Origin of the sequence: Paenarthrobacter nitroguajacolicus, from assembly GCF_007786235.1 — a bacterium.
Taxonomy (GTDB): domain Bacteria; phylum Actinomycetota; class Actinomycetes; order Actinomycetales; family Micrococcaceae; genus Arthrobacter; species Arthrobacter nitroguajacolicus_A.
In genome coordinates this window covers 173,530-197,338 of the sequence record NZ_VNFK01000001.1, presented here as the reverse complement: position 1 = coordinate 197,338, position 23,809 = coordinate 173,530, and the positions used below count along the sequence as shown (strand labels likewise).

The window sequence follows — 23,809 nt, the reverse complement described above, 5'->3', positions numbered from 1 at the left end:
CTGGGAACAACCACAAATGCCAGTCAGTTGGGTTAGGAGAGTTCGCGCTGCTTGGTCTCCGGGGCGAAGAACGCCATCCACAGCACGGACAGCAGCACCAGGCCACCGGCCATCGCGAACGACTGCGCCAGCCCGAACTCCGGCCAGAAGAATGAGGCAAACACCAGGGGCCCGAAGCCTGCGCCGATGCGGGAGAACGTCGATGCCCAGCCGAAGCCCGATCCACGGAGTTCCGTCGGATACAGCTCGGACACATAGGCGTACAGGACAGGGATGGCCACCTGGACCACGAAGCCGAACACCAGCAGCCAGAACACCGCGGCTGAGGGAATGTCCACCACGAAGGCCACGATCACCAGCGTCAGCGCAGACAACGGACCGGTGACAGCAAGGATCCACTTGCGGCCCACTCGCTCCACCAGCAGCGCTGCGACCACCACGCCCAGAAGTCCGACGGCGGCCATGCTCGCCGTCGTGACAAACGCCTTGTACTCCTCGAAACCAGCACCGATGAGGATCCGGGGCATCCACGTCAGTGACAAGTAGTAGACCAACAGGATGCTGAAGAACAGGGCCCAGGCAGCGGTGGTGATCTTCCAGTTGAACGTCCAGATATTGCGCAACTGCGTCCACGCGCTGCCGGGCGAGAGACGCGGAGCGGCCTGCGGTTCGGGGAGGCTGTATGCCCGGGGCTCGGCACCGGTCGCCTCCACCAAGCCATCGATCACCGCAGCGGCCTCCGCCCGGCGACCCGCCCGAATCAGGAACAGCGGCGACTCCGGAACCGAACGACGAACCCAGAACACCAGCAGCGCCGGCAGCACCATGATGAGCATGGTGAGCCGCCAGTCGCCGAAGGCAGCAACAAGCCCAGCTGAGATGAAACCACACAGCGCTGCACCAATGGGCCACCAGCCGTCCATGGCAGTGAGCACCTTGCCCCGTTGCTTGCGGGGCGTGAACTCACCCACCAAGGCGTAGTCCACGGGGATGCAGCCGCCCAGGCCGAAGCCGGCCATGAAGCGGAAGATGCAGAACCACACAATGTCCGGGGCGAAGGCGCCCATGACCGTGAAGATGCTGAAGATGAGGAGGGTGGCAGTGAACGCCTTCTTGCGCCCGATGGTGTCGGCGATGGTGCCCCACGCGAACGCACCCACGGCCATGCCGATCAGGTTGGCCGTGCCGATCCAAGCGGCGTCAGCGGGCTGCAGGGACCAGTGCTTGGACAGCAGCGGAATGAGGATGCCGTTGAGCGTGACATCCCAGGCGTCGAACATGAATCCGAGCCCGCCGATCAGGAAGATCCTGCCTTGGACCTTCCAACGCCACGGCAGTTCCTGCACAACTTGCTCGCCGCTGGGCACGGCTGTATATGTATTCATTTGCCCTCCTGCATGCAACTTTATGCGCTGGGCACAGTACTCGAAGCCGCCGGTACCGCCGTTCGGGTTACTTCTGGTTCTCGATGGCCCTGCGCAGGAAACCGCCGGCTTCTTCCAGGGCACTCTTGGCCTGGCCGGCATCGATGCCCGTCAGCAGTACCAAAATGGCCGCCTTCACCGAACCTCCAACCGAGTCCAGGGCGGTTGCTGCTTCCTGGGCAGAAACGCCGGTTGCATGCTGCACGGTCCTCTGCGAACGGGCCAGCAGTTTCTCGTTCGTCGCCCGCAGGTCCACCATGAGGTTCCCGTAGGTCTTGCCGAGCTTCACCATCACCAAGGTGCTGATCATGTTGAGGACGAGTTTCTGGGCCGTGCCTGAATTCAGTCTGGTGGAGCCCGCGATGAACTCCGGACCCACCTCAACCTCGATCGCTGCATCCGCCACATGACTCACGGCCGAGCCCTTGTTGCAGGCCAGCGACGCCGTGAACGCACCCCGCTTCCGGGCTTCCTCCAGCGCCCCAATGACGTACGGCGTCCGCCCCGAGGCAGTAATACCCACGACGGCGTCCGCTTCGGTCACGTTGATATCGTGCAGGTCGCGTGCCCCGGCAGTGGCGTTGTCCTCGGCGTACTCCACCGGTTTCTGGATCGCCTGCACACCGCCGGCGATCAGTCCGACGACGAGTCCCGGCGGGGTGCCGAACGTCGGCGGGCACTCACTGGCGTCGAGCACGCCCAGCCGCCCTGCCGTCCCGGCTCCCACATACAACAGGCGGCCACCGCGCTGAAGCCGCTCCGCAACGGCGTCGACGGTTTGAACAATCGCGGGGCTGGCTGCCTGGACGGCGGCGTGTACCCCTGAACTGTGGGCAAGCATGGCCGCGACGAGTTCCTCGGTGCCCAGGATGTCTAAGTTGTCAAGGCCCTCGGCTGTGGCTTCTGTCTGCAGTCCGGCAAGTTCCGTGCGCAGGCCCGCGAGCTTGTCCGCGTCCGTGGGGCTAGTCGGGCCAGTTTGTTCCGTCACGGTGGATGTACCTTTCCTGGATGAGCCCGCGGCGCATCGCAGCGAGGGCAGCACCGTCCAAGCCATCGCCGAGCGGGGCCACCACCTCAATCCCAGCCGAAGCGAGGGACTTCCGCAAGAGCGAGGCAAAGAACTCCGATCCCACCACTCCGCCCAGCATCGCCACCCGCCGCGACGCGCCCTCCCCGCCGGAGGCGAGCTCCACGGTGCGGGTCAGGATGCGGCAGGCCTCGCCGATGATGCCATGCGCGACGGCGTCACCTGACTCCGCTGCCTGCAGAACCAGCGGCGCGAAGCGGGCCATCGCCCGGTAGGGGTTCTCCTGTTCGGCCAACCAGCCCGGAAGGAGTTCCGGCGACTCGACCAGCGCCCCTGCCGCGGCCGACAACGACGTGGCAGGGCCGCCGTCGTGCGCTTCCAGAACTGACTGAAGACCTTGCTGACCGATCCACCGGCCGCTGCCGCGATCACCCAGATACGGTCCCCAGCCGTCGGCCCGGTGCAGGACCCCGGCTTCATCAAAGCGGAAGGCAACGGCGCCGGTGCCCACGATCAACGTCGTGCCGGGTGCGCCCTGGAGAGCGCCGAGCTGGGCTGCTGTGGCATCGGACAGGACGGCTGCGGGGACGCTGAATCGCTGGGACAACATGGTGGCGAGTTCCTGTGACTTCTGGGCGGACGCTTCAACACCGGCCACGGCGGCGCCAATTCCGGTCATGGTGCTGACCGGAAGCCCGGGCGGCAACAAGCTGACCGTCTCAAGGAGGAGGTCGAACGCGAGGGTGGGGCCGTTGTCCACGTGCACTCCGGGGAAGCCGTGCTGGTCGGCGGCGCCCAGCAGCTCGTCACCGCTGCGCAACTCCACGCGGCAGCGGCTCTTCCCTACATCGGCAACAAGAACTACATTGTTGGGCGCTTCCATGGCTCAACCCTATGTTGCGTGCGTGTCGTTGTGGGGCCAGCTTTGCGTGCCATTGTTGGGATATCGGGCGCAAACCGGGCCTCACAACGCCCTGTGGAGGAGGGGTCGCCTCCGCTCTGTGGGTGAATCTGTGGATAACTGAATGTTGGATATCGTTTTTCGGGAGCATGGTTGAATGCGAAATCCGACACCCTTGCCAGCCTCCCTCGATCCCGGTGGCTTCCTCGTGAAAGACGCCTACGCCGCGGGAGTCCCGCGATGGCGCCTTCAGACCGGCGACCTCATCACGCCCAGCAGGGGCATACGAGTGACAAGAACCGGCGAGCCTGACCTTGAGTTGCTGGGCCGGTTGCACTCCTCAGTGACGCCACGTTGCGCCGTGAGCCATGTGACCGCTGCGCTTCTGTGGTCCATTCCGCTGCCCCTTTATCTGGAAGAGGAAGGCCGCAATGGCCTGATCCATGTCACTCGACGCCAGGAGATAGGCCGCGTAAAACGTCGGGGAGTGGTTGGGCATCGGGCTCCACTCCTGGCCAGGGATGTCCGGGTCTTCAAAGGCATCAACCTGACATCTCCGGAATGGACGTGGGTGGATCTCGCGCGACACATGGGGCGGGCTTCCCTCGTTGCCTCCGGCGACTACTTGCTGGCGCGGAAGAATCCGCTCGCTTCCATCGATGCCATCCAGGAAGTCATTGATCGGCGCCCAAAGGTTAAGGGAATCCGGATGGCACGGGAGGTCTTGCCGCTGTTGCGCCCAGGTGTGGACTCACCGCAGGAGTCCCGCTTGCGCGTGATGATCGACGACGCCGGTCTGCCGGAGCCGGCGGTTACCCAACCGATCTTCGACGAGCGTGGAATCTACATATCCACGCCCGACCTGCAGTACAAGGAGTACAAGATCGCTCTCGAATATGAGGGTGATCATCATCGGAGTGACCCGGTGCAATGGGGTAAGGACATTGAACGTGATGATCGGCTCCGAGCCATGGGGTGGATCGTGCTGAGGTTCTCGCAGGTCCAGATGAATGCTGGCTGGGCACATTCCGAACGGAAGATCAGGGATGCCCTGAGTTCGCGCGGGTGGCTGCGACCGCCGTCGTGAATTTGTGGGGCCGGGTGTGCGGCCCAAGTCGGAACAATGGCGTGCGGAGCGGGCCCCGTAACGGGGGTGTCGAGTTTGTGGGGCCGGGTGCGCGTCCCATGTGGGAAGGATGGCGTGCGGAGCGGGCCCCGCAAGAGGGTGCCGAGTGTGTGGGGCCTGGTGTGCGTCCTAAGTCGGATGGATGGCGTGCGGAGCGGGCCCCGCAAGGGGGTGCCGAGTGTGTGGGGCCTGGTGTGTGTCCCATGTGGGAAGGATGGCGTGCGGAGCGGGCCCCGCAAGGGGGTGCCGAGTGTGAGGGGCCTGGTGTGCGTCCCATGTGGGAAGGATGGCGTGCGGAGCGGGCCCCGCAACGGGGTGTCGAATTTGTGGGGCCGGGTATGCGTCCCATGTGGGATGGATGGCGTGCGGAGCGGGCCCCGCAACGGGGTGTCGAATTTGTGGGGCCGGGTATGCGTCCCATGTTGGACGAATGGCGTGCGGAGCGGGCCCCGCAACGGGGGTGCCGAATGTGTGGGGCCTGGTGTGCGTCCCAAGTCGGAACAATTGCGTGTAGAGCGGGCACCGCAACGGGGGTGCCGAATTTGTGGGGCCTGGTGTGCGTCCCAAGTCGGAACAATGGCGCGCGGAGCGGGCCCCGCAAGGGGGTGTCGAATTTGTGGGGCCTGGTGTGCGTCCCATGTGGGATGGATGCGCGCGGAGCGGGCCCCGCAACGGGGTGTCGAATTTGTGGGGCCGGGTGTGCGTCCCAAGTCGGAACAATGGCGTGCGGAGCGGGCCCCGCAACGGGGGTGGCCGAGTTTGTGGGGCCGGGTGTGCGTCCTAAGTCGGATGGATGGCGCGCGGAGCGGGCCCCGCAACGGGGGTGTCGAGTGTGTGGGGCCTGGTGTGCGTCCTAAGTCGGAACGATGGCGCGCGGAGCGGGCCCCGCAACGGGGTGCCGCAATCCAGGAGCGAAGACGCAAAAGCGGGGTGCCAACGAAACACGATAAACTCTCCGTATCCCCACCACCCGCGACATCTACGCGAACTAAGACGGAGACTTTTGTGAGCTTGACGCAGCTTGACCGTGTTCCCATCCGCCGTGCACTGATCTCGGTTTACGACAAGACGGGACTGGAGGAGCTCGCGAAGGGCCTGCACGCAGCAGGCGTCGCCATTGTTTCCACCGGCTCCACCGCCAAGAAGATCGCCGCCGCAGGCATCCCGGTCAAGGAAGTCGAAGAAGTCACCGGCTCCCCGGAAATGCTGGACGGCCGCGTCAAGACCCTGCACCCGCGCGTGCACGGCGGCATCCTGGCCGACCGTCGCGTTCCGGCGCACATGGACACCCTTGCCGGCATGGAGATCGAAACCTTCGACCTCGTGGTGGTGAACCTGTACCCGTTCGTTGAAACCGTGAAATCCGGTGCAGCGCAGGACGACGTCGTCGAGCAGATCGACATCGGAGGCCCCGCCATGGTGCGTTCGGCCGCGAAGAACCACGCCGCCGTCGCCATCGTCACGGACCCGCACTTCTACGGCGCAGTTGTGGACGCCGCAGCCCACGGCGGCTTCGACCTGAACACCCGCCGCCGCCTGGCCGCCAAGGCCTTCGCGCACACGGCCAGCTACGACAACGCTGTAGCCACCTGGACTGCCAGCCAGTTCCTGGACGAAGACGGCGACGGCGTCATCGACTGGCCCGCGTACGCCGGACTTGCCCTGGAGCGTTCCGAGGTCCTCCGCTACGGCGAAAACCCGCACCAGCAGGCCGCGCTCTACGTGGACAAGGCCGCTCCGGCTGGCATCGCCCAGGCTGACCAGCTGCACGGCAAAGCCATGAGCTACAACAACTTCGTCGACGCCGATGCCGCCCTCCGCGCAGCGTTCGACTTCGCTGAGCCCGCAGTCGCGATCATCAAGCACGCCAACCCCTGCGGTGTGGCTGTCGGTTCCGCCGACGCCGCCGATCCCATTGCGGATGCCCACGCCAAGGCCCACGCCTGCGACCCCGTCTCAGCTTTCGGTGGCGTCATCGCCGCGAACCGTACGGTCACCGCCGGAATGGCGCAGACCGTTGCCGGGATCTTCACCGAGGTTGTCATCGCACCGGACTTCGAGCCGGAAGCCGTGGAGATCCTCTCCAAGAAGAAGAACATCCGCCTCCTCGCCCTGCCTGAAGGCTACGGCCGCTACCCGGCCGAAATGCGCCAGGTTTCCGGTGGTGTCCTGGTCCAGATGTCCGACAAGGTTGATGCCGACGGCGACAACCCCGCCAACTGGACCCTCGCAGCCGGCGAAGCCGCGGACGATGCAACCCTCGCGGACCTGGCTTTCGCCTGGACCGCTTGCCGCGCTGCCAAGTCCAACGCCATCCTGATCGCCAACCACGGCGCCGCGGTGGGCATCGGCATGGGCCAGGTCAACCGCCTGGACTCCTGCCGCCTTGCCGTGGAGCGCGCCAACACGCTGGGCGTCACGGTGGAGTCCGACGTCGAAGGTGCCGGCGGTGCGTCCAACGCCGACGCGAGCGACGCACCGGAACGCGCACGCGGCGCGGTTGCAGCCTCCGACGCGTTCTTCCCGTTCGCTGACGGCCTGCAGATCCTGATCGACGCCGGTGTCCGCGCCGTGGTCCAGCCGGGTGGCTCGGTCCGCGACGAGGAAGTCATCGCCGCAGCCAACGCTGCCGGCATCACGATGTACTTCACCGGCGCACGCCACTTCTTCCACTAGTCCCCACCGCCGCCCTAACCTCGCTGCGCTTCGGCCAGGGAACCCGGGCGGCGTGGGCCCACAACGGAAACGGCGGCCGCCCCCGGAAGGGGACGGCCGCCGTCGTCGTTAACAGGGACTTGCTACATCGGTTACGAAGCCGCCGCGGTGTTGTAGGTGGACTGGATTACGGTGCCCCAGTACGGTCCGTACATGCTGGTGGAGTTGCTGCCGTAGCCGTAGCTGTTGACGGAGTTCTGGTAGCCGGTGGAGCTGTTGCCGATGAACCACGGACCGCCCGAGGAACCACCGGTCATGTTGCAGGGGATGCCCTGGCTGTTGAACTGCGGGTTGTAGGGATCGTTGGTAGCGGTGCCCGAGCAGCTCTTGAGCGATTCGCCGTTGAAGGGCGAGCCGGCCGGGTAGCCGAAGGCCTTGTAGCTGAGGCCGCGGGCGGCGTTGAACTGGACTCCGGAGGAACCAACAACATCTGCGAGCCGCTGACCGTTGAGGGTGTTCATGACGGCGAAGGCGGTGTCGTACTGCATGTTGCCGTTGGAGGCCCACTGGGTGGGGGCGTACAGCGCCTTTGCCGTCCACTTCCCGTAGGGTGCTGCGCCGTTGAGGTAGGCCGGAACGAAGACGAAGTTGGTTGCGTAGGCGCCCGGGCCTTCGTTGAGGCAGTGGCCGGCGGTGGAAACGGTGCTCTTGTTCGCCGCGGTAACGGAGTTGCCGGAGCAGACGTAGTTGGAGCCACCCAGGGTGAAGAAGATCTTGCCGATGTGCTTGACCGGTGTTTCGCTCTGGTTGACCTTGCGGTCGATGGTCTTGGAATCGGTTGCGGCCTGCTGGCCGGCGATGCTGCTGATGGCGCCCGGGGCTTCGGCGACCGGGGCTTTGCCGAGGTTGAGGAGCTTGCCGCGATCCAGTGCCTTGGCGGCCAGGATCTCGCCGGACTGCGCGGTCTTCATGCGTTCCGGCGTCCAGTAGTCTGCAGCGCCGGTGTCCGACACTACGTGGCTGCTGACCGCTGCGCCGCTGGTGTCTGCGTCCTTGGAGGGGGCCGCGTTGGCGCTGGTGGTTCCAACCAACGCCAGGATTGCGGCAGCGGACAGACTCAGCAGGCTTGTGGCCAGGGTCTTGGTTTTTGTCACGTTGTTCCTACCTATCGAGGGAGTGAGGCGGCCAGTGATGGCGACCGCCGACTGACGGAATTGAAGGTATCGAACGTATGACAACTTTGTAAAGAGATGTTTCACAGTTTGTGATAATTTGCTGTCACTTCCTTGTTAAGTGACGAGGTTCCTTTGGCGAGCTCAGTGACGGCCCGTGGCAGCGGTCAACCTGAAGGTCACAGCGCCGTATGGCATCCGAACATCAGCTACGTGCAGGCCCTCAGTGGTCTTTGACCGTGACTCTGTCAGGGAGGGGCTTGGGTGTGTCGCCAGGCCATGAACCGTCCCGTGAGAGCAGGGATAGATTGCGCTCGCCCTCGGGATCGTCGGCGCGAGCGGGATAATGATGGTGCTGTGCTGCGAAGGAGCCGAGGGCTGTCCGCCCATCCAGGCTGATCCCACGCCTGCAGTGGTGAGGTCGAAGAACGGCTCCCCGTCAGCGGTTCGGGCGCTGATCTGAATCTGGGTGTTGGGCATGTAGCCCTCGCCTACAGACCAAACGTTCCGGACGATGTAATCGACCAGCAAATCTCCGTAAAGAACGGTGTAACCGGTGTCGATGGCTAACTCTACGGAGTATCCGGTGTTGCCCTTCACATTGGGTGGACCTCCTCCGGCGAAGCCGGTCACCGAGATTCCGGGGACGGCGTCGATTGCCTCGCGGGCTTCGGCAATCGTCTGGCCAGTGTCGGCGTCGTGCGGGATGGTCTCCCGGGGTGTCGGCGCCGGGACAGCGCAAGCGGTCAGCGCGAGGAGAATCCCGGCCGTCGAGACGGTCAGCCAGGCAGCAAAGGAGGCTGGTCGAATGATGCGGGTCATGACTTCACTATGTTCGGTTTCGCTGTGAATGAGATGCTGACGCGCCCGGGACCAGATATTTGCCACGGCAGCCAGCTTGCGGCAACCGGCCCTCCACAACCAGGGTCCGACGGCGGCGGGCAGCAGCGGCTGTCCGGCCGCCGTCGGGCGTTCATCACCATGGCGGGGTAACGAACACGTGATCCCGGACACGAAGGGCCGCCAAAACGGTCTACTCGGGTAAGTTAGAGATGTTGAAATCTGCAGACTTTCAGGGAGAACCCCGCCAATGGCCAAGATTATCTATACCCACACAGACGAAGCGCCGATGCTGGCAACTTACTCATTCCTGCCGATTGTGGAAGCGTATGCCTCGACCGCAGGTGTAGAGGTGGAGACCCGCGATATTTCGCTGGCCGGCCGCATCATCGCCGTCTTCGGCGATTTCCTGACCGAAGAGCAGCGCACGGGCAACGCCCTTGCTGAACTTGGTGAGCTGGCAAAGCAGCCGGAAGCCAACATCATCAAGCTGCCCAACATCAGCGCCTCCGTGCCGCAGCTCAAGGCTGCCATCGCCGAGCTCCAGGCCCAGGGCTTCGCCCTCCCGGACTACCCGGACAACCCTTCCTCGGACACCGAGACGGACATCCGCTCGCGTTACGACAAGATCAAGGGTTCCGCTGTGAACCCGGTGCTGCGTGAAGGCAACTCTGACCGCCGCGCACCCCTGTCGGTAAAGAACTACGCCCGCCAGAACCCGCACTCCATGGGCGCCTGGACCCCCGAGTCCAAGACCAACGTTGCCACCATGGGCGAGAACGACTTCCGCTCCAACGAGAAGTCCGTTGTCCTCGAGGCCGACGATTCCCTGAGCATCCAGCTGGTCCGCGAAGACGGCACCACCAAGGTCCTCAAGAAGGACTTCCCCGTCCTGGCCGGCGAAGTTGTTGACGCGACCGTCCTGCGCGCCGATGCCTTGGACGAGTTCCTCAAGGCACAGGTTGCCCGTGCCAAGGAAGAGGGCATTCTCTTCTCCGCGCACCTGAAGGCCACCATGATGAAGGTCTCCGACCCCATCATCTTCGGCCACGTAGTCAAGGCCTACTTCTCCGAGCTGTTCGACACCTACGGCAAGCAGCTCGCAGCCGCAGGCATCAGCCCGAACAACGGCCTCGCTGCCATCCTTAGCGGCCTGGAAGACCTGCCGGAAGACGTCCGCGAAGGCGTCAAGGCAGCCATCACCAAGGGCCTCGAAGACGGTCCCGCGCTGGCCATGGTGGACTCTGACAAGGGCATCACCAGCCTCCACGTTCCCTCGGACATCATCGTTGACGCTTCCATGCCGGCCATGATCCGCTCCTCCGGCCACATGTGGGGCCCGGACGGCAAGGAAGCCGACACCCTGGCCGTGATCCCGGACAGCTCCTACGCCGGCGTCTACCAGGTTGTGCTGGACGACTGCCGTGCCAACGGCGCGTTCGATCCCACCACCATGGGCACCGTTCCCAACGTGGGCCTCATGGCACAGGCGGCCGAAGAATACGGCAGCCACGACAAGACCTTCGAGATCCAGGCAGCCGGCACCGTCCAGCTGGTGGACAGCAAGGGCAACGTCCTCACCGAGCACCAGGTCTTCCCGGGTGACATCTGGCGCGCTTGCCAGACCAAGGACATCCCCGTCCGCGACTGGGTCAAGCTGGCCGTCACCCGTGCCCGCGCTTCCCAGACCCCGGCCGTTTTCTGGCTGGACAAGGGCCGCGCGCACGACGCCAACCTGATCGCCAAGGTCAACGAGTACCTGAAGGACCACGACACCGAGGGCCTGCAGATCGAGATCCTCTCCCCGGTTGAGGCAACGGCCTTCACCTTGGAGCGCATCCGCAAGGGCGAGGACACCATCTCCGTTACGGGCAACGTGCTCCGCGACTACCTCACGGACCTGTTCCCGATCCTTGAGCTCGGTACCAGTGCAAAGATGCTCTCCATCGTTCCGCTGATCAACGGTGGCGGCCTGTTCGAGACCGGCGCCGGTGGCTCCGCTCCCAAGCACGTCCAGCAGCTGGTCAAGGAAAACCACCTCCGCTGGGACAGCCTGGGCGAGTTCCTTGCCCTGGCCGTGAGCTTTGAGCACCTTGCCACCACCACGGGCAACGCCCGCGCACAGGTCCTTGCCGACACGCTGGACCGCGCAACGGGTACGTTCCTGCTGGAGAACAAGTCCCCGCGCCGCAGCGTCGGCGAGCTGGATAACCGCGGAAGCCACTTCTACCTGGCCACCTACTGGGCCCAGGAACTGGCCAAGCAGACCGAAGACGCCGAGTTGGCCAAGGACTTCGCCGCAATTGCGGAAGCCCTTACCTCCAACGAGGAGACAATCGTCGGCGAGCTCGCCGCAGTCCAGGGTCCCGCCGTCGACCTTGGCGGTTACTACCGTCCGGACGCCGCCAAGGCTGCCGAGATCATGCGCCCGTCGGCTACGTTCAACAAGGTCCTCGCGACCCTGAAGTAACCTCGAGTTTGTGTACAGCTAATGCCCCTAAGACACCGTCTTGGGGGCATTAGCTGTACTAAAACTCCTAGCGCTCGGCGTGGAACCGCCCAGGTGCCACGCCGCCGTCGACGATGTCCTTCAGCACCCGCCCAATAGCCGGCGTGAACTTGAAACCGTGGCCGGAGAAACCAGCGCCCACCACCAGCGGACCGAAGCGGTCCAGCACAAAGTCCTCAGTGGGCGTGGTGGTGTAGGTGCAGCTGATGGGAACCGCGGTGGAGGGGTCGACGCCGGGAAGCCACTCCTCGGCGTACCGCACCAACGCTTCGAGCTGGTGGGGAATGGGCTCGAACGTGCGCTCGTCGGGGTCCATGACGGGGCCGACACCGTGCCAGCCGGCCTTGACGCCCTCGCCGGGGGTGAGCATGCCGTACACGGGGCTGTACCAGTACTCATACAGTTCGTTGTTCGGATCGGGGTCCGGGCTGTGGTTGAAGCTCGGCCACACCAGCGTGTTGTCCGTGGGAGTGAAGTGGGCCGGCTGCTCCTGCGTCACGACCAACGCGGGCAGATCCGTGAGTTTTCCGATGAGCTTGGGGGTCCATGCACCGGCGGTGACCACCACACGATGGGCTGTGTATTCGGTTTCCTCGGTGACCACCACCACTGATTCGCCGCCGGTGACGCGGATGTCGCGGACCGGCGTCGAGTATTTGAAGACCGCGCCGTGAGACTCGGCGGACTTCCGCAGGGCTACCAGGGCATCTGCCGAGCGGATGCGGCCCGATCCCGGGACGAAGAGCACGTCGGTGGCAAAGTTCATGCCCAGCCAGCGGTTGGCGGCTTCGTCGGCGGAGATGAAGTAGCTTTCGATGCCGCGTGCCTCGTGGGCTTCGCGGACTTGTTGCAGCCGCGGGAGGTTGCCGTGGTTGGCCAGTCCCACCATGTCCAGGAGCGGCGCGCCGTGCTCGGCGGCGAGCTCGTCCCAGAGTGTCTTGGACTCTGCCAAGAGGTCCAGGTAATCGGCCTCGACGTAGGCGGTGTTGAAGTTGCGGGTGGCGCCATGGGAGGCGCCGATGTGGTGCCCGGCCTCGAACTGCTCCAACAGAACCACCGATCGGCCGGACCGGGCGAGTTGCCATGCGGCCGCCGATCCCATGGCTCCTCCGCCAACAACTACAACGTCAACCTGCATGCCTGCTCCATCCACAACGTCCGGGACTCAAACCACGGCCCCAATCAGGGCCACCTCCCATTCTGCCCCCGAAGCCTGAAGGTTACGCAGCCAGGCGCCTGCGGATCCACGCAGAGAACTGATCCACCACGATGATCAGCACCAACACGATCAGGATGTGCGTGAGCATGGAGTCGAACTGGAACGACTTGATGGACTGGTTGATCAGGAGCCCGATACCGCCAGCGCCCACCAGGCCCAGGACCAGCGAGGACCGCACGTTGACGTCGAAGCGGTAGAGCAGCAAGCCCACGAATTGCGGGACCACCATGGGCAGCGTGGCATTGGCTACCTGTTGGATCCGGTTGGCGCCCGCTGTTCGCAGTGCTTCCTGCGGCCCGGCGTCGATCTCTTCCATCGATTCCGCCCACAGTTTCCCCATCACGCCCGTGTTGTGGCAGATCAGGGCCAGCACGCCCGCGAATGGACCAAGGCCCACGGCGGTCACGAAGATCAGCGCGAACACGATGTCCGGTACGGCACGGAAGAAGGACAACACGGCACGCGCGGCTTGGTACACCAGCCGGTGCGGGGTGGTGTTCTCCGCGGCAAGCGCTGCCAGGAGCAGGGCAAACGGTACAGACAACGTGGTGCCCAGCAGGCCGATCCACAGGGTCACCAGCGTGGCTTCGAGGCCGGGGCGAATCGTGCGGTCCCAGCTGAGGTCCGGCGGAAAGGCATCGCCGATGAAGGCGGCCATGCCTTTCCAGCCGTCCACCAGCAGTTCGGGTTTGAAGTCCGTCCCTTCGATGGCCACAGCATGCAGTCCGACGACGGCGGCAACCACTGCCGCCGTCGTGATCCACCGCAGGGGCTTCTTCGGGCGGATCAGTGCCACGCGGGCCTTGCTGCTTGAGTCCCGGCGCGCGACGGCTGGGTTCAGGGTATGGGGTGTCATGCTGCGATGTTCCTGTCCGGGGCGTACAACGTGTCGAGGTGATCGGCCGTGATCTCCGTGGAGGGGAGGTCGAAGGTCATGGAGCCTTGGAGCAGCCCGATGGACCTGTCGGCGTAGCGCAGCGCGAGGTCCGGCTGGTGCAGCACCGCGGCTACGGCCAGCCCTTCCGAGTGGGCGAGTTCGCGGAGCAAGGCCATGACTTGCTCGGCGGCGTGCGGGTCCAGTGCGGACACGGGCTCGTCGGCAAGTACGACGTCGGCCCGCTGGCAGAGTGCCCGGGCTACGGCCACGCGCTGCTGCTGTCCGCCGGAGAGGCGGCCGACGCGGTCGAAGGCACGGTCTGCCAGGCCCACGCGGTCCAGGCAATCAAGGGCTTCCTGCTGAACATCGGCAGGGAACAGCATTGGCGTCAGTGAACGGACGGTGGGAATGCGGGCGAGGGCGCCGGCGCACACGTTGTCCAAGGCTGTGCGGCGGGGGATGAGGTGGATCTTTTGGAAGATCATGGCCATCCGTTGCCGGGCCTCCTGCAGATTACGGCCTTGCAACGAGTCCAAGGCGGTTTCCGCGATGCTGATGGTGCCGGCGTCCGGGGCGGTGATACCCATGACGCAGCGGAGGGTGGTGGACTTGCCCGAGCCGTTCGCGCCGAGGAAAGCGACCACTTCGCCTGCGGCGACGGAGAAGTCCACGCCCTTCAGGACGGTCCGGCCACCGAAGGACTTGCGCAATCCTTGGACGGAGAGGAGTGGGTCAGTCACTACAGATCCTTCTCGGTAAGGCCCATGGTCTCGGCGAGCTCGAACAGCGGCGTGTAGTTGTCCTTGGTGACCTCCAGCAGCGGGCCCGGAGGGGTGACGTCCAGGAACTCGCCCACCTTGGCCACATCCGCGGGGTCCAAGCTCAGGAAGGCGTCTTTCACCGCGGCCTTGAACTCAGGTGCGGCATCTCCACGGACGGTAATGGGGTCGTTCGGGATGGGCTCGGAGGTCCACACCTGCCGGAAGTCGTCCTTGGTGAACGTGCCCGCTGCGATGGCTGTGGCCAGCGTCTGGGAGTTGATCTGGGCAGCGTCCACCTTGCCGTTGGTTAGTGCCAGGAGTGCTTCGGGGTGGCCCCCGGTGTAGTCCACGGTGATGTCGGCGTCGGCGATTCCGGCTTTACGGAGGCCGAAGCGCGGCAGCACATCGCCCGACGTGGACCCGACACTGCCCAGTGCCAGCGACTTGCCCTTCAGGTCTCCGATGGCCTGGATGGTGCTGTCCTTGGGAACCCAAATGCCCGCGGTGTACGAGCTGAGTTCCTTCTCGGCGGTGCCGAAGGACACCAGCGGCTCGGCGCCGGCCTTGGCGTCCGCGAACACGTAGCCCAACGGACCGAACTGGCCCAGGTCCAGCTTGCCGTTGCGCATCGCCAGGACCTCGGCAGCGTAGTCCTCAACCACCTGGACGCTGACAGGGCATTCAAGCTTCTTGGCGAGGGCGGCGGCGAGGACGTCGTAGGCGGGCTTCAACTTGGCCGGGTCCTCATAGGGCTCGATGCCGAACTTGATCTCGCCGTTGGGGCAGGTGGCCGAGGTCGCCTCAGGAGAGGATTGGGCTGAGCCGCCACAGGCTGTCAATGCCAGGACGGTGGCCAGGGCAAGCGCGGAACCGGTGAAGAGCGTGGTTTTCATGGGAATCCTTATGCGAAGGGAGGGCGGGGAGAACGGGAAAATTCAGGACAAGCGCGACACGTTGCGGTGTGCCAGGCCGAAGGACAGGGTCATACCGACGCCGGAGGTTACGGACACCACCGTGACGCCTGGCTGGATTTCGCGGACCAGGATGGGCGCGATGGCAGAAGATGCGTAAACACCCTGCCAGCGCTGGATGATCTCCAGGGGCTCGCCGATCCTGCTGGTGATTTCTGTGTTGAGGGTGGTGGTGACGGCTTCATCCAGGAACGGATCGGCCGTCCGGTGGTAGTGGTGCGAGTCGCCCAGGATGATGGTCCCGTCGGGGCGCTGCGTGAACATGACGTTGGCACCGATGTCCAGCAGTTCCGGCTGGTTCTCCAACACCTCGGAACGGAGGGCGGCAGCGGCGGGCATATCCGTGAAGGCCGGGTAACGGAGCATGGAGGTTGCCGTGAGAACGGCCGGTGCAAAGTCGGCGCCAGCCGGTTTGGCTGCCAATGACATCTGCAGCGCGCACCGCTGGATTTGGTGTTCAACGGCCAGGTCAGGGAACAGGTAGTCCACATCGTGGCCGACGCATACGAACACCTGCTTTGCACGCAGCTCGCCGCGCGAGGTCATCACGGTGACACCGTCCGCGGCTTGGCTGAAGCCCAGCGCCGCAGTGTTCCAGTGAAGTTCGACGCCGGACTGCTGGCTTAGCCATTCGGCCAACGTTGCGACCGTGGTCCGGGGGTCGACGCGGAGGTCGTCCCGGAGGAAGGCGCCACCTACGAGCCCGGGCCATCCTGCGCCCGAAGTACCGGCGTCGTCGTGCGTCTCGCCAGCGACTGAAGCCGAAGAACCCAACCGTTCGCGTGTCTCCTTCGGCGTAAGCAGCTCCACCTGGCCAGGCTCGCGGACGGCGGAGAGTTCGCGGAGGACGTTCATCTCGGCTTCGGTGCGGGCGAGCACGACGGCGCCGGCCTCCGAAGCCCAGAAGCCGGCCTGCTCGGCGAACTCGAGCCAATACTTCCGGGAGGTCTGCGCGAGTTCGTACAGTTCGCCGGACTGGGCGGTGATGCAGCAATGACCGAAGTTGCGGACGGAGGCGCCGGCGGCGTGGTGGTCACGGTCAACGATGGTCACGGTCAGGCCGTTGGCAACAGCGTGCGCGGCATGAGCCAGGCCAACAATTCCAGCGCCAACAATCACGACGTCGGTGGGCTGGCTGGCGCCGTTGTTGAAGGGTGTGGGGGAGGTGCTTGGGTTGTTCACACCATTGAGATTGGCTGCTGGATCGAGGGGAATCAAGCCAAAATGGCACTTGTATATACAAGTTAACCTGATTTTAAATTCTGTTCATTTGAGTTAATGCCAAGTTCATCTCCAGCCTTTCAAATCCAGTGTTTCCATCACGCGAGACTTGTATTATCAACTGGTGAGCACTCAGCAGAACGCACCCCTTCACGTCAGGCTTAGCGAAGAATTCATGCGCCGAATCACCAACGGTGACTGGCCTCCGGGTTTCCAGCTGCCCAGCGAGGCCGAGTTGTGCCGCGAGTTCGGAACTTCCCGCGGACCCATCCGCCAAGCTCTTGCGTTCCTCCGTTCCGAGGGCGCAGTGACGGGCGGCCGTGGGCGTCCCCCCATGGTGCGTTCGTCCGTGCCGTCGCAGTCGTTCTCCACGTTCAACTCCTTCACCGAGTGGGCCCGTGGAATCGGCAAGAAGCCCGGCCAACGGACCCTGGAGGTCGCCCGCCGCGAAGCAAGCCCGGAAGCTGCCGAGGCCCTGGGGCTGATGCCGGGAACCACCGTGGTGGAGGTCCTCCGCGTCCGCTACCTGGATGAGGTGCCGGCCATGATTGAACGGACCACGTTCGTCCTGGAGGTGGGCCGGAAACTGTTCGACTTCGATACCGACTCGGGGTCCATCTTCGCGTTCCTCAAGGAGCAAGGGGTTGATCTGCACAGCGCACGCCACACCATTGACGCCGTGGCGGCCAGCGACGAGGACGCCGAACTGCTGGAGCAGCCCGAAGGCATTCCGCTGTTGCGCGAACGCCGCATCACCCGATCCGGCGATGGGCAGCCCCTCGAATATTCAGAGGACCGCTACCTGCCGGCACTGACCAACTTCACCATCGACAACACCGTGGAACGCAGGGCCGCGCTGGTCCGCATCCACACCGAAGGAGCCACCCCATGATCCAGCTTGTTGCCTGCGATATGGCCGGAACCACCATCGACGAACACGGCGACGTCTATGTTGCCCTGGCCCGTTGCGTTGAAGAGACCGGCGTAGCCACCACCCCCGAATCCGTGCAGGAATGGATGGGTGCTGACAAGGTGGAGGCCATCACGGCGCTCATCGAAGCCGGAGGTGGAACTGTGGACCAGGCCACAGTGGCTGCCGCTTTCGTCCGGTTCAAGGAGTTGCTCGTCGAGTTCTACGACGCCAACCCACCTGTGGCGCTGGACGGCGTCGAGGACGCGTTCCGCGAACTCCGCGGCAAGGGAGTCAAGGTGGCACTGACCACGGGCTTCTCGCGCGACGTCGCTGAGCCGCTTTTGGAACGCCTGGGCTGGCGAGTCGACGACGACAGCCTGCTGGACGCCGTCGTGTGTTCCGACGACGTAGCCGCCGGCCGGCCGGCGCCGCACATGATCCATCGCGCCATGGAACTGACCGGGGTGCAGGATGTCCGCGCCGTGCTCGCCGCAGGCGACACCGTGAACGACCTCGCCGCCGCCAACAATGCGGGCGTCACGGCCGTCGGCGTCCTGACCGGGAAGCTGGGCCGCGTCGACCTCGCCGCGCACCCGCACCACCACATTTTGGACGGCGTCAAGGACATCCCGGGGCTGCTGTCCTAGCAAGCGGGGGTGGCTGCGGTCCTTGTGGCACCGTCCGTTTGGCTGGAAGCGCCCGGCATGGAAGATTGGGACGGGTGAAATTCCTTCACCCCTCACCCAAGTCCTCCGCCCGCGGCGTCACCATCCTGCGCGTGGTGTTCGGCGCGCTCCTCATGGTCCATGGCTTCCAGAAGCTCATGGCCGGTCATGCCGCGTTCGCCGCGTCGGTCGCTGCCATGGGTGTGCAGAAGCCCGAGATCGTGGCCTGGCTGGTGATCGCGGGGGAGCTGGGCCTTGGCTTGTTGCTGGTTCTCGGCGCCCTGACCCGCGTGGCCGGGTTCCTTGCGGCGATCATGTTCGCCGGCATCTGGTTCGTAACGGAGGCGGGCAAGCCGCTGCTCACGGACAAGGCAGGAGTGACCGCCGAACTCCTGATCATCTACGCCGCCATCTCCGTGGCGTTCATATTCCTTGGCCCTGGAGCGCTCTCTTTGGACCGAAAGCTCGCACGGCAACCGGCCCGCCAAGGTCGTTAACGCACCCGAGTTAATTCACCGTGCGTCGTTCGGGTAGCGGATGCCCAATTGCGACCTGACGCCATCGAACAGGCGCATGACGTTGACGGAGTCCTCCAGCGGCATGACCGGGCTTTCGGTCAATCCTTGCTGTACGCACCGCGTCACTTCACGAAGTTCGTACGTGTAGCCAATGCCCACCACGTCGAAGCGTTCGTGGCGGGGCTCATCCCAGCCAACACGGATCATCAGTTCGCGCGGGTTGTTCACCGAGCCAACTGTTTGCAGGAAGCCGAGTCCGCCCGCGACGGTGGCGGTCCTGGGTCCGTGGGCCATCAAGGACGACGTCAGCTGCGCCTGCGCGCCATTGGCGTACCCCAGGGTCAGTGCGTTCTGGGTGTCCACGCCGTCCTCGTTGAGCGTGCCGATCGCCGTGACCGACTGCGGGAATCCCAGAGTTCCCAACGGCCACAGCAACGGGTAGACGGTCAGGTCCAGGAGGGCGCCCCCACCGTCGTTGAGTGCCCAGATGCGGGCTGAGGGGTCGTACGGTGCGGGGAAACCGAGGTCGGCGCTCACCCATTGGATCTGTCCGAGCTCCCCGGACGCGGCGATCGCGAAGGCCCGCTGCATGCTCGGCAGGAACCGGCTCCACACGGCCTCCATGAAGAAGACTTTGTTTTCCCGGGCCAGTTTCACCAGTTCGGCGGCTTCACGGGCGTTGATGGTGAGCGCTTTCTCGCACAGGACATGCTTGCCGGCACGGAGGGCAGCCGCGGCGATCTGGAAGTGTTGGGCATGGGGAGTGGCCACATAGACCACATCCACAGCGGGATCGTCGAACAACCGCTGGTAGCCGGGCACGTCGCCGTCGTCGCCGTAGCCCTTGGTGAACCCGGCCGCACTGGCGAACGCGTCCGCGGCAGCCTGGGTCCGGGAGCTCACGGCGTAGAGCTCGGCATCTTCCAGCAAGGACAGGTCCTGCGAAACACTGTTGGCGATGTTGCCTGTAGAAACGACGCCCCACTTCAAACGGCGGCCAGTAGCTGCTCGGGGATCCTGGTTGGTTTGGGAGGACAGCCACGGCTTGGCGATAGGAAGGGTCATGACTGACATCCTCTCATTTCTCGAAAGCGAGTCTTAAGGCTTTGGCAGCGTCGTTTGGAAAGCGGCCGGGGAAGGTGGAAACGGGAGGCGGAAGGCCTTCAGTGGGTCCGCGAAGTGCTTCGATGACGCCCGGCTCGCTCTGGAATCCCGACACAGTAAGCATTCTGTCAAGTCACAGGAATGCCCGGCGCCATGAAATTCCTCGCTTAGGCTTAGGCAATCATCCCTCGCAGAGGTTCTGTGGGGAGTTACCGATATGGAGCAGGGATGGGTACTTTTCGGCGTGTCATTTTGCCGGTTGCCTGGTTGTTGGTGTTTGCGATTATCGCCGTGGCTCTGGTCAAGATCGCTTTTGTGGATGGCCTGGAATCGTCCGCCTCGGAGCCGGCGCCGCTGGCCCAAGTGGACATTCCTGTGGTCCCGGCGACGCGGGCTACCGTCACCAACACCGTTGAAATCAAGGGCACCGTCCAGAGTGACGCCGCCGAACCGGTCCGGAGTACTTCGGCCGGCAAAGTCATCAAGGTCTTCGTAGAGCAAGGTGCCACGGTGGCGAAGGGCGACGCCCTGTTCCAGGTCAAGGCCGAGCGGCCAGTCACCACCACGCAGACGTCCAAGGACGGCACACCAACCGCACCGAAGCCTGTGTACGACTACTTCAACATCGTGGCTCCGAGCGCTGGAACGCTGCAGTCCCTGACTACACTCATCGACCAGCAGGTCACCGTGGGCGAGTCCGTGGGCAAGATCGACCCCGGAACGTACACCGTGGCTGGCTCTGTCACGGCGGCGCAGCAGTACCGCCTGCTCGGCAAACCGGGTCCAGCGGAAATCGCTTTGGTGGGTGGACCGGCTCCGTTCCAGTGCACGGAAGTGACGCTCAAGAACAATGCGTCCGACGACGGCGGTGCCGCCTCGGGTGGTTTGGCCGCCACGGGCGGAGGTGCAGGAATGGGCGTCGGCGCAGCGTCGGCAGGCCCTGCTGGTGGAAGCCAACCCGATGAGGGCGGTTCTCCCACGGGCACGCTTAGCTGCGCAGTCCCTGCTGATCAGGAAGTCTTTGCCGGTCTCGGTGCCACCATGACGGTCAGCGCAGGTGTCGCACCCGATGTGGTCACCGTCCCCCTGACCTCGGTCAAGGGCAGTGTGAAGGACGGAATCGTGTGGATTGCAGGTCCGGGAGGAGCGGGTGCTGCGCCTGAGCAGCGCACGGTCCAGCTGGGACTCAATGACGGAAACGTTGTGGAAGTGACCTCCGGTCTCGCCGAAGGTGAGCAAGTCCTCGAGTTCGTGCCAGGTGCCCCTGCTGCTCCCAACCCCATAATGGGACCGGGCCAGGTCGCCTTCGCTCCGGCGGGTTAGAGCTCATGCAGCAATCTTCCAAGGAAACCCTCGTCAGCCTGCGGTCAGTCACCCGGTCTGTCACGCTGCCGGACGAGCAACAGCTGCATATCCTCCGTGGCATCGACCTTGAGGTCTACAGCGGGGACCATACAGCCATCGTGGGTCGCTCCGGTTGCGGTAAATCCACGCTGCTCAACCTGCTCGGCCTGCTGGATGTCCCAACGTCGGGTGAGCTCGAGTTTCTGGGCCAACCGGCGGACCGGCTGGGCAACAATGCCCGTGCACGCCTACGCGGTTCCACCGTGGGCTTCGTCTTTCAGCAGTTCAACCTGTTGCCCGGCCGCAGTGCGCTGGACAACGTGATCACTCCGCTCTTCTACGCCAAGGGCAAAGAGTTCTGGCGTCGCCGTGAGATTGCCATGGACATGCTGGACCGCGTGGGGCTGGCCGCCCGGGCCAGCACCATGCCCAACATGTTGTCCGGTGGTGAGCAGCAGCGCGTGGCCATCGCCCGGGCTTTGGTCCGCAAGCCCAGGCTTATTCTGGCCGACGAGCCCACCGGTGCACTTGACGTCGAAACCGGCCAGTCCGTGATGGCACTGCTGGACACCGTTGCGACGGAGACCGCAGCAGCCCTGGTCACCATTACGCACGACACCAACGTGGCCGCCCTGGCCAGATCCTGTTACCGGCTGGACTCCGGAGTCCTGACCGCATTGTCGGTACCGCAAGCAGCAGGAGTCAGGGCATGACCGGTTTGGTCTCCACCCTCGTCGAAGCGTGGCAGGAACTCCGCATCAACAAGGTACGCATCCTGTTGGCCCTGCTTGGTGTGGCCTTGTCCGTCGCCGCTCTAACCTCCGTGGTGGGCGTCGGGAATTTGGCCCGCGAGGGCTACAAAGTGCAGTCTGAACGAAACGGCGGCCGCGTGGCAACGTTGTCGTTGAGCGTCAACGGACCAACCACGCCGGACCCGGCCAAACTCGAGAAGGCGTACCAGGGGATCCAGCAGCGCTACGGCATCACCACCTCCACCCACGTCGGTCAGACGCAAGCCGGCTTTCAGTTTCCCCGTGGTGTGACCGCCGTCAGCATGACCATCGTGGACGTTGGCTACGGCATCATCCATCGCGTGCCACTTCAGCAGGGAAGTTGGTTCGCCGCCGATGACGGTCACAGGCTCGCACCCGCCGTCGTGGTTTCCGAGGCCTTCTACAACCAAGCCGGCAGGCCGAACCTCACCACCCATCCAACCGTGAGAATCCCCGGTGACCAGCCGGCCACGGCGGTGATTATCGGCGTCGTCCCTGATGCCTACCCGGACACGCCGCCGTCCGCGTTCATCCTCAGCGAGGGTGCGGCCATGACGGGGATGGAAGCGCAAATGTCCCAGTTCAAGATGTGGGTGGGCGAGGAGCAGGCCGACGCACTCAAAGCAGCGATCACCGCCGACCTCCAAGGCCAGTTCCCCGGCTACTACGCCCAAGCCGACCGCATGGACTACGCGGCCTGGGGCGATCCCTTGGCCCCCGTGCAGTTGGTGGTGGGCGGCGTAGCCGGGTTGGTCCTGTTGCTCGGCGCCGTGGGAATGCTGAACATCTCCATGGTCACCGTGCGCTACAGGGTCCGGGAGATCGGCATCCGTCGCAGCTTCGGAGCAACCTCGGGCCGGATTTTTGTTGGCGTCATGATGGAATCCGTGGTGGCCACCGCAGTAGCCGGTGTGGCCGGTGTCATGCTGGCGGTCGCGGTGGTGAAGCATCCATGGATCGAGTCGAAAGTAGCGCCGGGACTCACCGAGTACCCTGCCTTCCCCATCGATGCCGCCCTGATGGGGTTCGGTGCCGCCGTCCTGGTGGGCGCACTCGCTGGAGCCATTCCGGCGCTCGTGGCGGTGCGCGTCAAGGTCATCGACGCGATCCGGTTCTGACCTCCTCCGTGAGCCTGCCTTGCTGAAGGCGGAAGCAGCGTTCGGTTTTCCGGGCCAGGCTGCGGTCGTGCGTGACCACCAGGATGGTGGTGTTGTGGTCTCGGCTCAGGGAACTCAGCAGTTCGATGATGTGCTCGCCGGTCTGCTCATCCAGGTTTCCGGTGGGCTCATCGGCGAGGATCAACTTGGGCTCGTTGGCCAGCGCCCGGGCAATCGCCACACGCTGCTGCTCTCCACCGGATAACCGGTTGGTCCGCCGTGACTGCTTCTCCGGATCCAGCTGAACCTGCTCCAACAGCTCCTTGGCCCGCTTCAACCTGGCCGCCTTGCGGACACCGGCGAACTCCATGGGCAGCATCACGTTGTCCACGGCGCTGAGGTTGGGGATCAGGTTGAACTGTTGGAACACGAAGCCGATGTCCCGGCGACGGTACTCGGTCAGCTTGCCATCCGGCAGTCCCGCCAGGCTGACGCCATCCACGACGACGTCTCCTGAAGTGGGTTTGTCCAGCGCACCCAAGAGGGACAACAGCGTGCTTTTGCCGCTGCCGCTCTTGCCGACGATTGACGCCAGCGAACCCTTTTCGAGTTCGAAACTCACGCCGTTGACGGGTTTGATGGTCCGGTCACCGGACTTGAACTGACGGACCAGGTCCTTGACTTCAATCACG

Annotated in this window: 21 protein-coding genes; 9 read left to right on the top strand and 12 right to left on the bottom strand. The window is 64.6% G+C overall.

Going from position 1 to position 23,809, the window contains the following annotated elements; all coding sequences use genetic code 11:
* Positions 1-32: 32 nt before the first annotated feature.
* From FQP90_RS00865 to FQP90_RS00855, 3 genes are all read right to left on the bottom strand, one after another.
* Positions 33-1,385 carry an MFS transporter gene (locus tag FQP90_RS00865; protein ID WP_144647759.1) on the bottom strand — a complete coding sequence of 451 codons (1,353 nt, stop codon included), beginning with the start codon at positions 1,383-1,385 and terminating at the stop codon, positions 33-35.
* A 67-nt stretch (positions 1,386-1,452) separates the two neighbouring features.
* Entirely contained in the window at positions 1,453-2,412 is a 960-nt protein-coding gene (murQ, locus tag FQP90_RS00860) for an N-acetylmuramic acid 6-phosphate etherase (protein WP_144647757.1), read from the bottom strand.
* A complete protein-coding gene (locus FQP90_RS00855) occupies positions 2,387-3,334 on the bottom strand; it encodes an N-acetylglucosamine kinase (RefSeq protein ID WP_144647755.1) in 948 nt (315 codons plus the stop codon). Before FQP90_RS00855 ends, murQ begins: the two co-directional genes overlap by 26 nt.
* A gap of 175 nt (positions 3,335-3,509) precedes the next feature.
* On the opposite strand from FQP90_RS00855, the gene FQP90_RS00850 reads away from it, so the two are divergent.
* Positions 3,510-4,439, top strand: coding sequence for a hypothetical protein (locus FQP90_RS00850; RefSeq protein WP_144647753.1), 930 nt, complete (start codon positions 3,510-3,512; stop codon positions 4,437-4,439).
* A gap of 1,044 nt (positions 4,440-5,483) precedes the next feature.
* On the top strand, positions 5,484-7,154 hold the full coding sequence (gene purH / locus FQP90_RS00845) for a bifunctional phosphoribosylaminoimidazolecarboxamide formyltransferase/IMP cyclohydrolase (RefSeq protein ID WP_144647751.1): 1,671 nt from the start codon (positions 5,484-5,486) through the stop codon (positions 7,152-7,154).
* 131 nt (positions 7,155-7,285) lie between these two features.
* Here purH and FQP90_RS00840 read toward each other — a convergent pair whose 3' ends face one another.
* Positions 7,286-8,392 carry a trypsin-like serine peptidase gene (locus FQP90_RS00840; protein WP_144647749.1) on the bottom strand — a complete coding sequence of 369 codons (1,107 nt, stop codon included), beginning with the start codon at positions 8,390-8,392 and terminating at the stop codon, positions 7,286-7,288.
* Positions 8,393-8,449: 57 nt separating this feature from the next.
* Positions 8,450-9,127: a hypothetical protein gene (locus FQP90_RS00835; RefSeq protein WP_144647748.1), complete on the bottom strand. Its 678-nt coding sequence runs from the start codon at positions 9,125-9,127 to the stop codon at positions 8,450-8,452.
* Positions 9,128-9,395: 268 nt separating this feature from the next.
* Here FQP90_RS00835 and FQP90_RS00830 point away from each other — a divergent pair, with 268 nt between their 5' ends.
* Positions 9,396-11,615: an NADP-dependent isocitrate dehydrogenase gene (locus FQP90_RS00830; protein WP_144647746.1), complete on the top strand. Its 2,220-nt coding sequence runs from the start codon at positions 9,396-9,398 to the stop codon at positions 11,613-11,615.
* A gap of 67 nt (positions 11,616-11,682) precedes the next feature.
* On the opposite strand, the gene FQP90_RS00825 is transcribed toward FQP90_RS00830, so the two are convergent.
* From FQP90_RS00825 to FQP90_RS00805, 5 genes are all read right to left on the bottom strand, one after another.
* On the bottom strand, positions 11,683-12,792 hold the full coding sequence (locus FQP90_RS00825) for an FAD-dependent oxidoreductase (RefSeq protein ID WP_144647744.1): 1,110 nt from the start codon (positions 12,790-12,792) through the stop codon (positions 11,683-11,685).
* Positions 12,793-12,874: 82 nt separating this feature from the next.
* Entirely contained in the window at positions 12,875-13,729 is an 855-nt protein-coding gene (gene phnE / locus FQP90_RS00820) for a phosphonate ABC transporter, permease protein PhnE (protein WP_144647742.1), read from the bottom strand.
* Complete coding sequence (locus FQP90_RS00815) at positions 13,726-14,490, bottom strand: phosphonate ABC transporter ATP-binding protein (RefSeq protein WP_144647741.1); 765 nt, start codon at positions 14,488-14,490, stop codon at positions 13,726-13,728. The genes phnE and FQP90_RS00815 overlap by 4 nt, the downstream gene beginning before the upstream one ends.
* Complete coding sequence (locus FQP90_RS00810; protein ID WP_144647739.1) at positions 14,490-15,404, bottom strand: phosphate/phosphite/phosphonate ABC transporter substrate-binding protein; 915 nt, start codon at positions 15,402-15,404, stop codon at positions 14,490-14,492. Before FQP90_RS00810 ends, FQP90_RS00815 begins: the two co-directional genes overlap by 1 nt.
* Positions 15,405-15,446: 42 nt before the next feature.
* Positions 15,447-16,700 carry a TIGR03364 family FAD-dependent oxidoreductase gene (locus FQP90_RS00805; protein WP_144647737.1) on the bottom strand — a complete coding sequence of 418 codons (1,254 nt, stop codon included), beginning with the start codon at positions 16,698-16,700 and terminating at the stop codon, positions 15,447-15,449.
* Between the two features lie 127 nt (positions 16,701-16,827).
* Between FQP90_RS00805 and FQP90_RS00800 the strand changes: the two genes are divergently transcribed.
* The 3 genes from FQP90_RS00800 (at position 16,828) to FQP90_RS00790 (ending at position 18,778) form a co-directional block, all read left to right on the top strand.
* Complete coding sequence (locus FQP90_RS00800) at positions 16,828-17,595, top strand: GntR family transcriptional regulator (protein WP_144647735.1); 768 nt, start codon at positions 16,828-16,830, stop codon at positions 17,593-17,595.
* Positions 17,592-18,263: a phosphonatase-like hydrolase gene (locus FQP90_RS00795; RefSeq protein WP_144647733.1), complete on the top strand. Its 672-nt coding sequence runs from the start codon at positions 17,592-17,594 to the stop codon at positions 18,261-18,263. The genes FQP90_RS00800 and FQP90_RS00795 overlap by 4 nt, the downstream gene beginning before the upstream one ends.
* 74 nt (positions 18,264-18,337) lie before the next feature.
* Positions 18,338-18,778: a DoxX family protein gene (locus tag FQP90_RS00790; protein ID WP_144647730.1), complete on the top strand. Its 441-nt coding sequence runs from the start codon at positions 18,338-18,340 to the stop codon at positions 18,776-18,778.
* A 15-nt stretch (positions 18,779-18,793) separates the two neighbouring features.
* Here FQP90_RS00790 and FQP90_RS00785 read toward each other — a convergent pair whose 3' ends face one another.
* Positions 18,794-19,864 (bottom strand): Gfo/Idh/MocA family protein, encoded by a 1,071-nt coding sequence (locus FQP90_RS00785; protein WP_144647728.1) that lies wholly within the window; start codon positions 19,862-19,864, stop codon positions 18,794-18,796.
* 267 nt (positions 19,865-20,131) lie between these two features.
* On the opposite strand from FQP90_RS00785, the gene FQP90_RS00780 reads away from it, so the two are divergent.
* From FQP90_RS00780 to FQP90_RS00770, 3 genes are read left to right on the top strand one after another with little or no spacing between them, the layout of a single operon-like run.
* Positions 20,132-21,226 carry a biotin/lipoyl-binding protein gene (locus FQP90_RS00780; RefSeq protein WP_144647726.1) on the top strand — a complete coding sequence of 365 codons (1,095 nt, stop codon included), beginning with the start codon at positions 20,132-20,134 and terminating at the stop codon, positions 21,224-21,226.
* 5 nt (positions 21,227-21,231) lie between these two features.
* Entirely contained in the window at positions 21,232-21,960 is a 729-nt protein-coding gene (locus tag FQP90_RS00775) for an ABC transporter ATP-binding protein (protein ID WP_144647724.1), read from the top strand.
* Positions 21,957-23,138 carry an ABC transporter permease gene (locus tag FQP90_RS00770; protein WP_144647723.1) on the top strand — a complete coding sequence of 394 codons (1,182 nt, stop codon included), beginning with the start codon at positions 21,957-21,959 and terminating at the stop codon, positions 23,136-23,138. Before FQP90_RS00775 ends, FQP90_RS00770 begins: the two co-directional genes overlap by 4 nt.
* Here the strand turns inward: FQP90_RS00770 and FQP90_RS00765 are convergent.
* Positions 23,116-23,808, bottom strand: coding sequence for an ABC transporter ATP-binding protein (locus FQP90_RS00765; protein WP_144647720.1), 693 nt, complete (start codon positions 23,806-23,808; stop codon positions 23,116-23,118). The two genes, FQP90_RS00770 and FQP90_RS00765, sit on opposite strands and share 23 nt — an antisense overlap.
* Position 23,809: the final 1 nt, after the last annotated feature.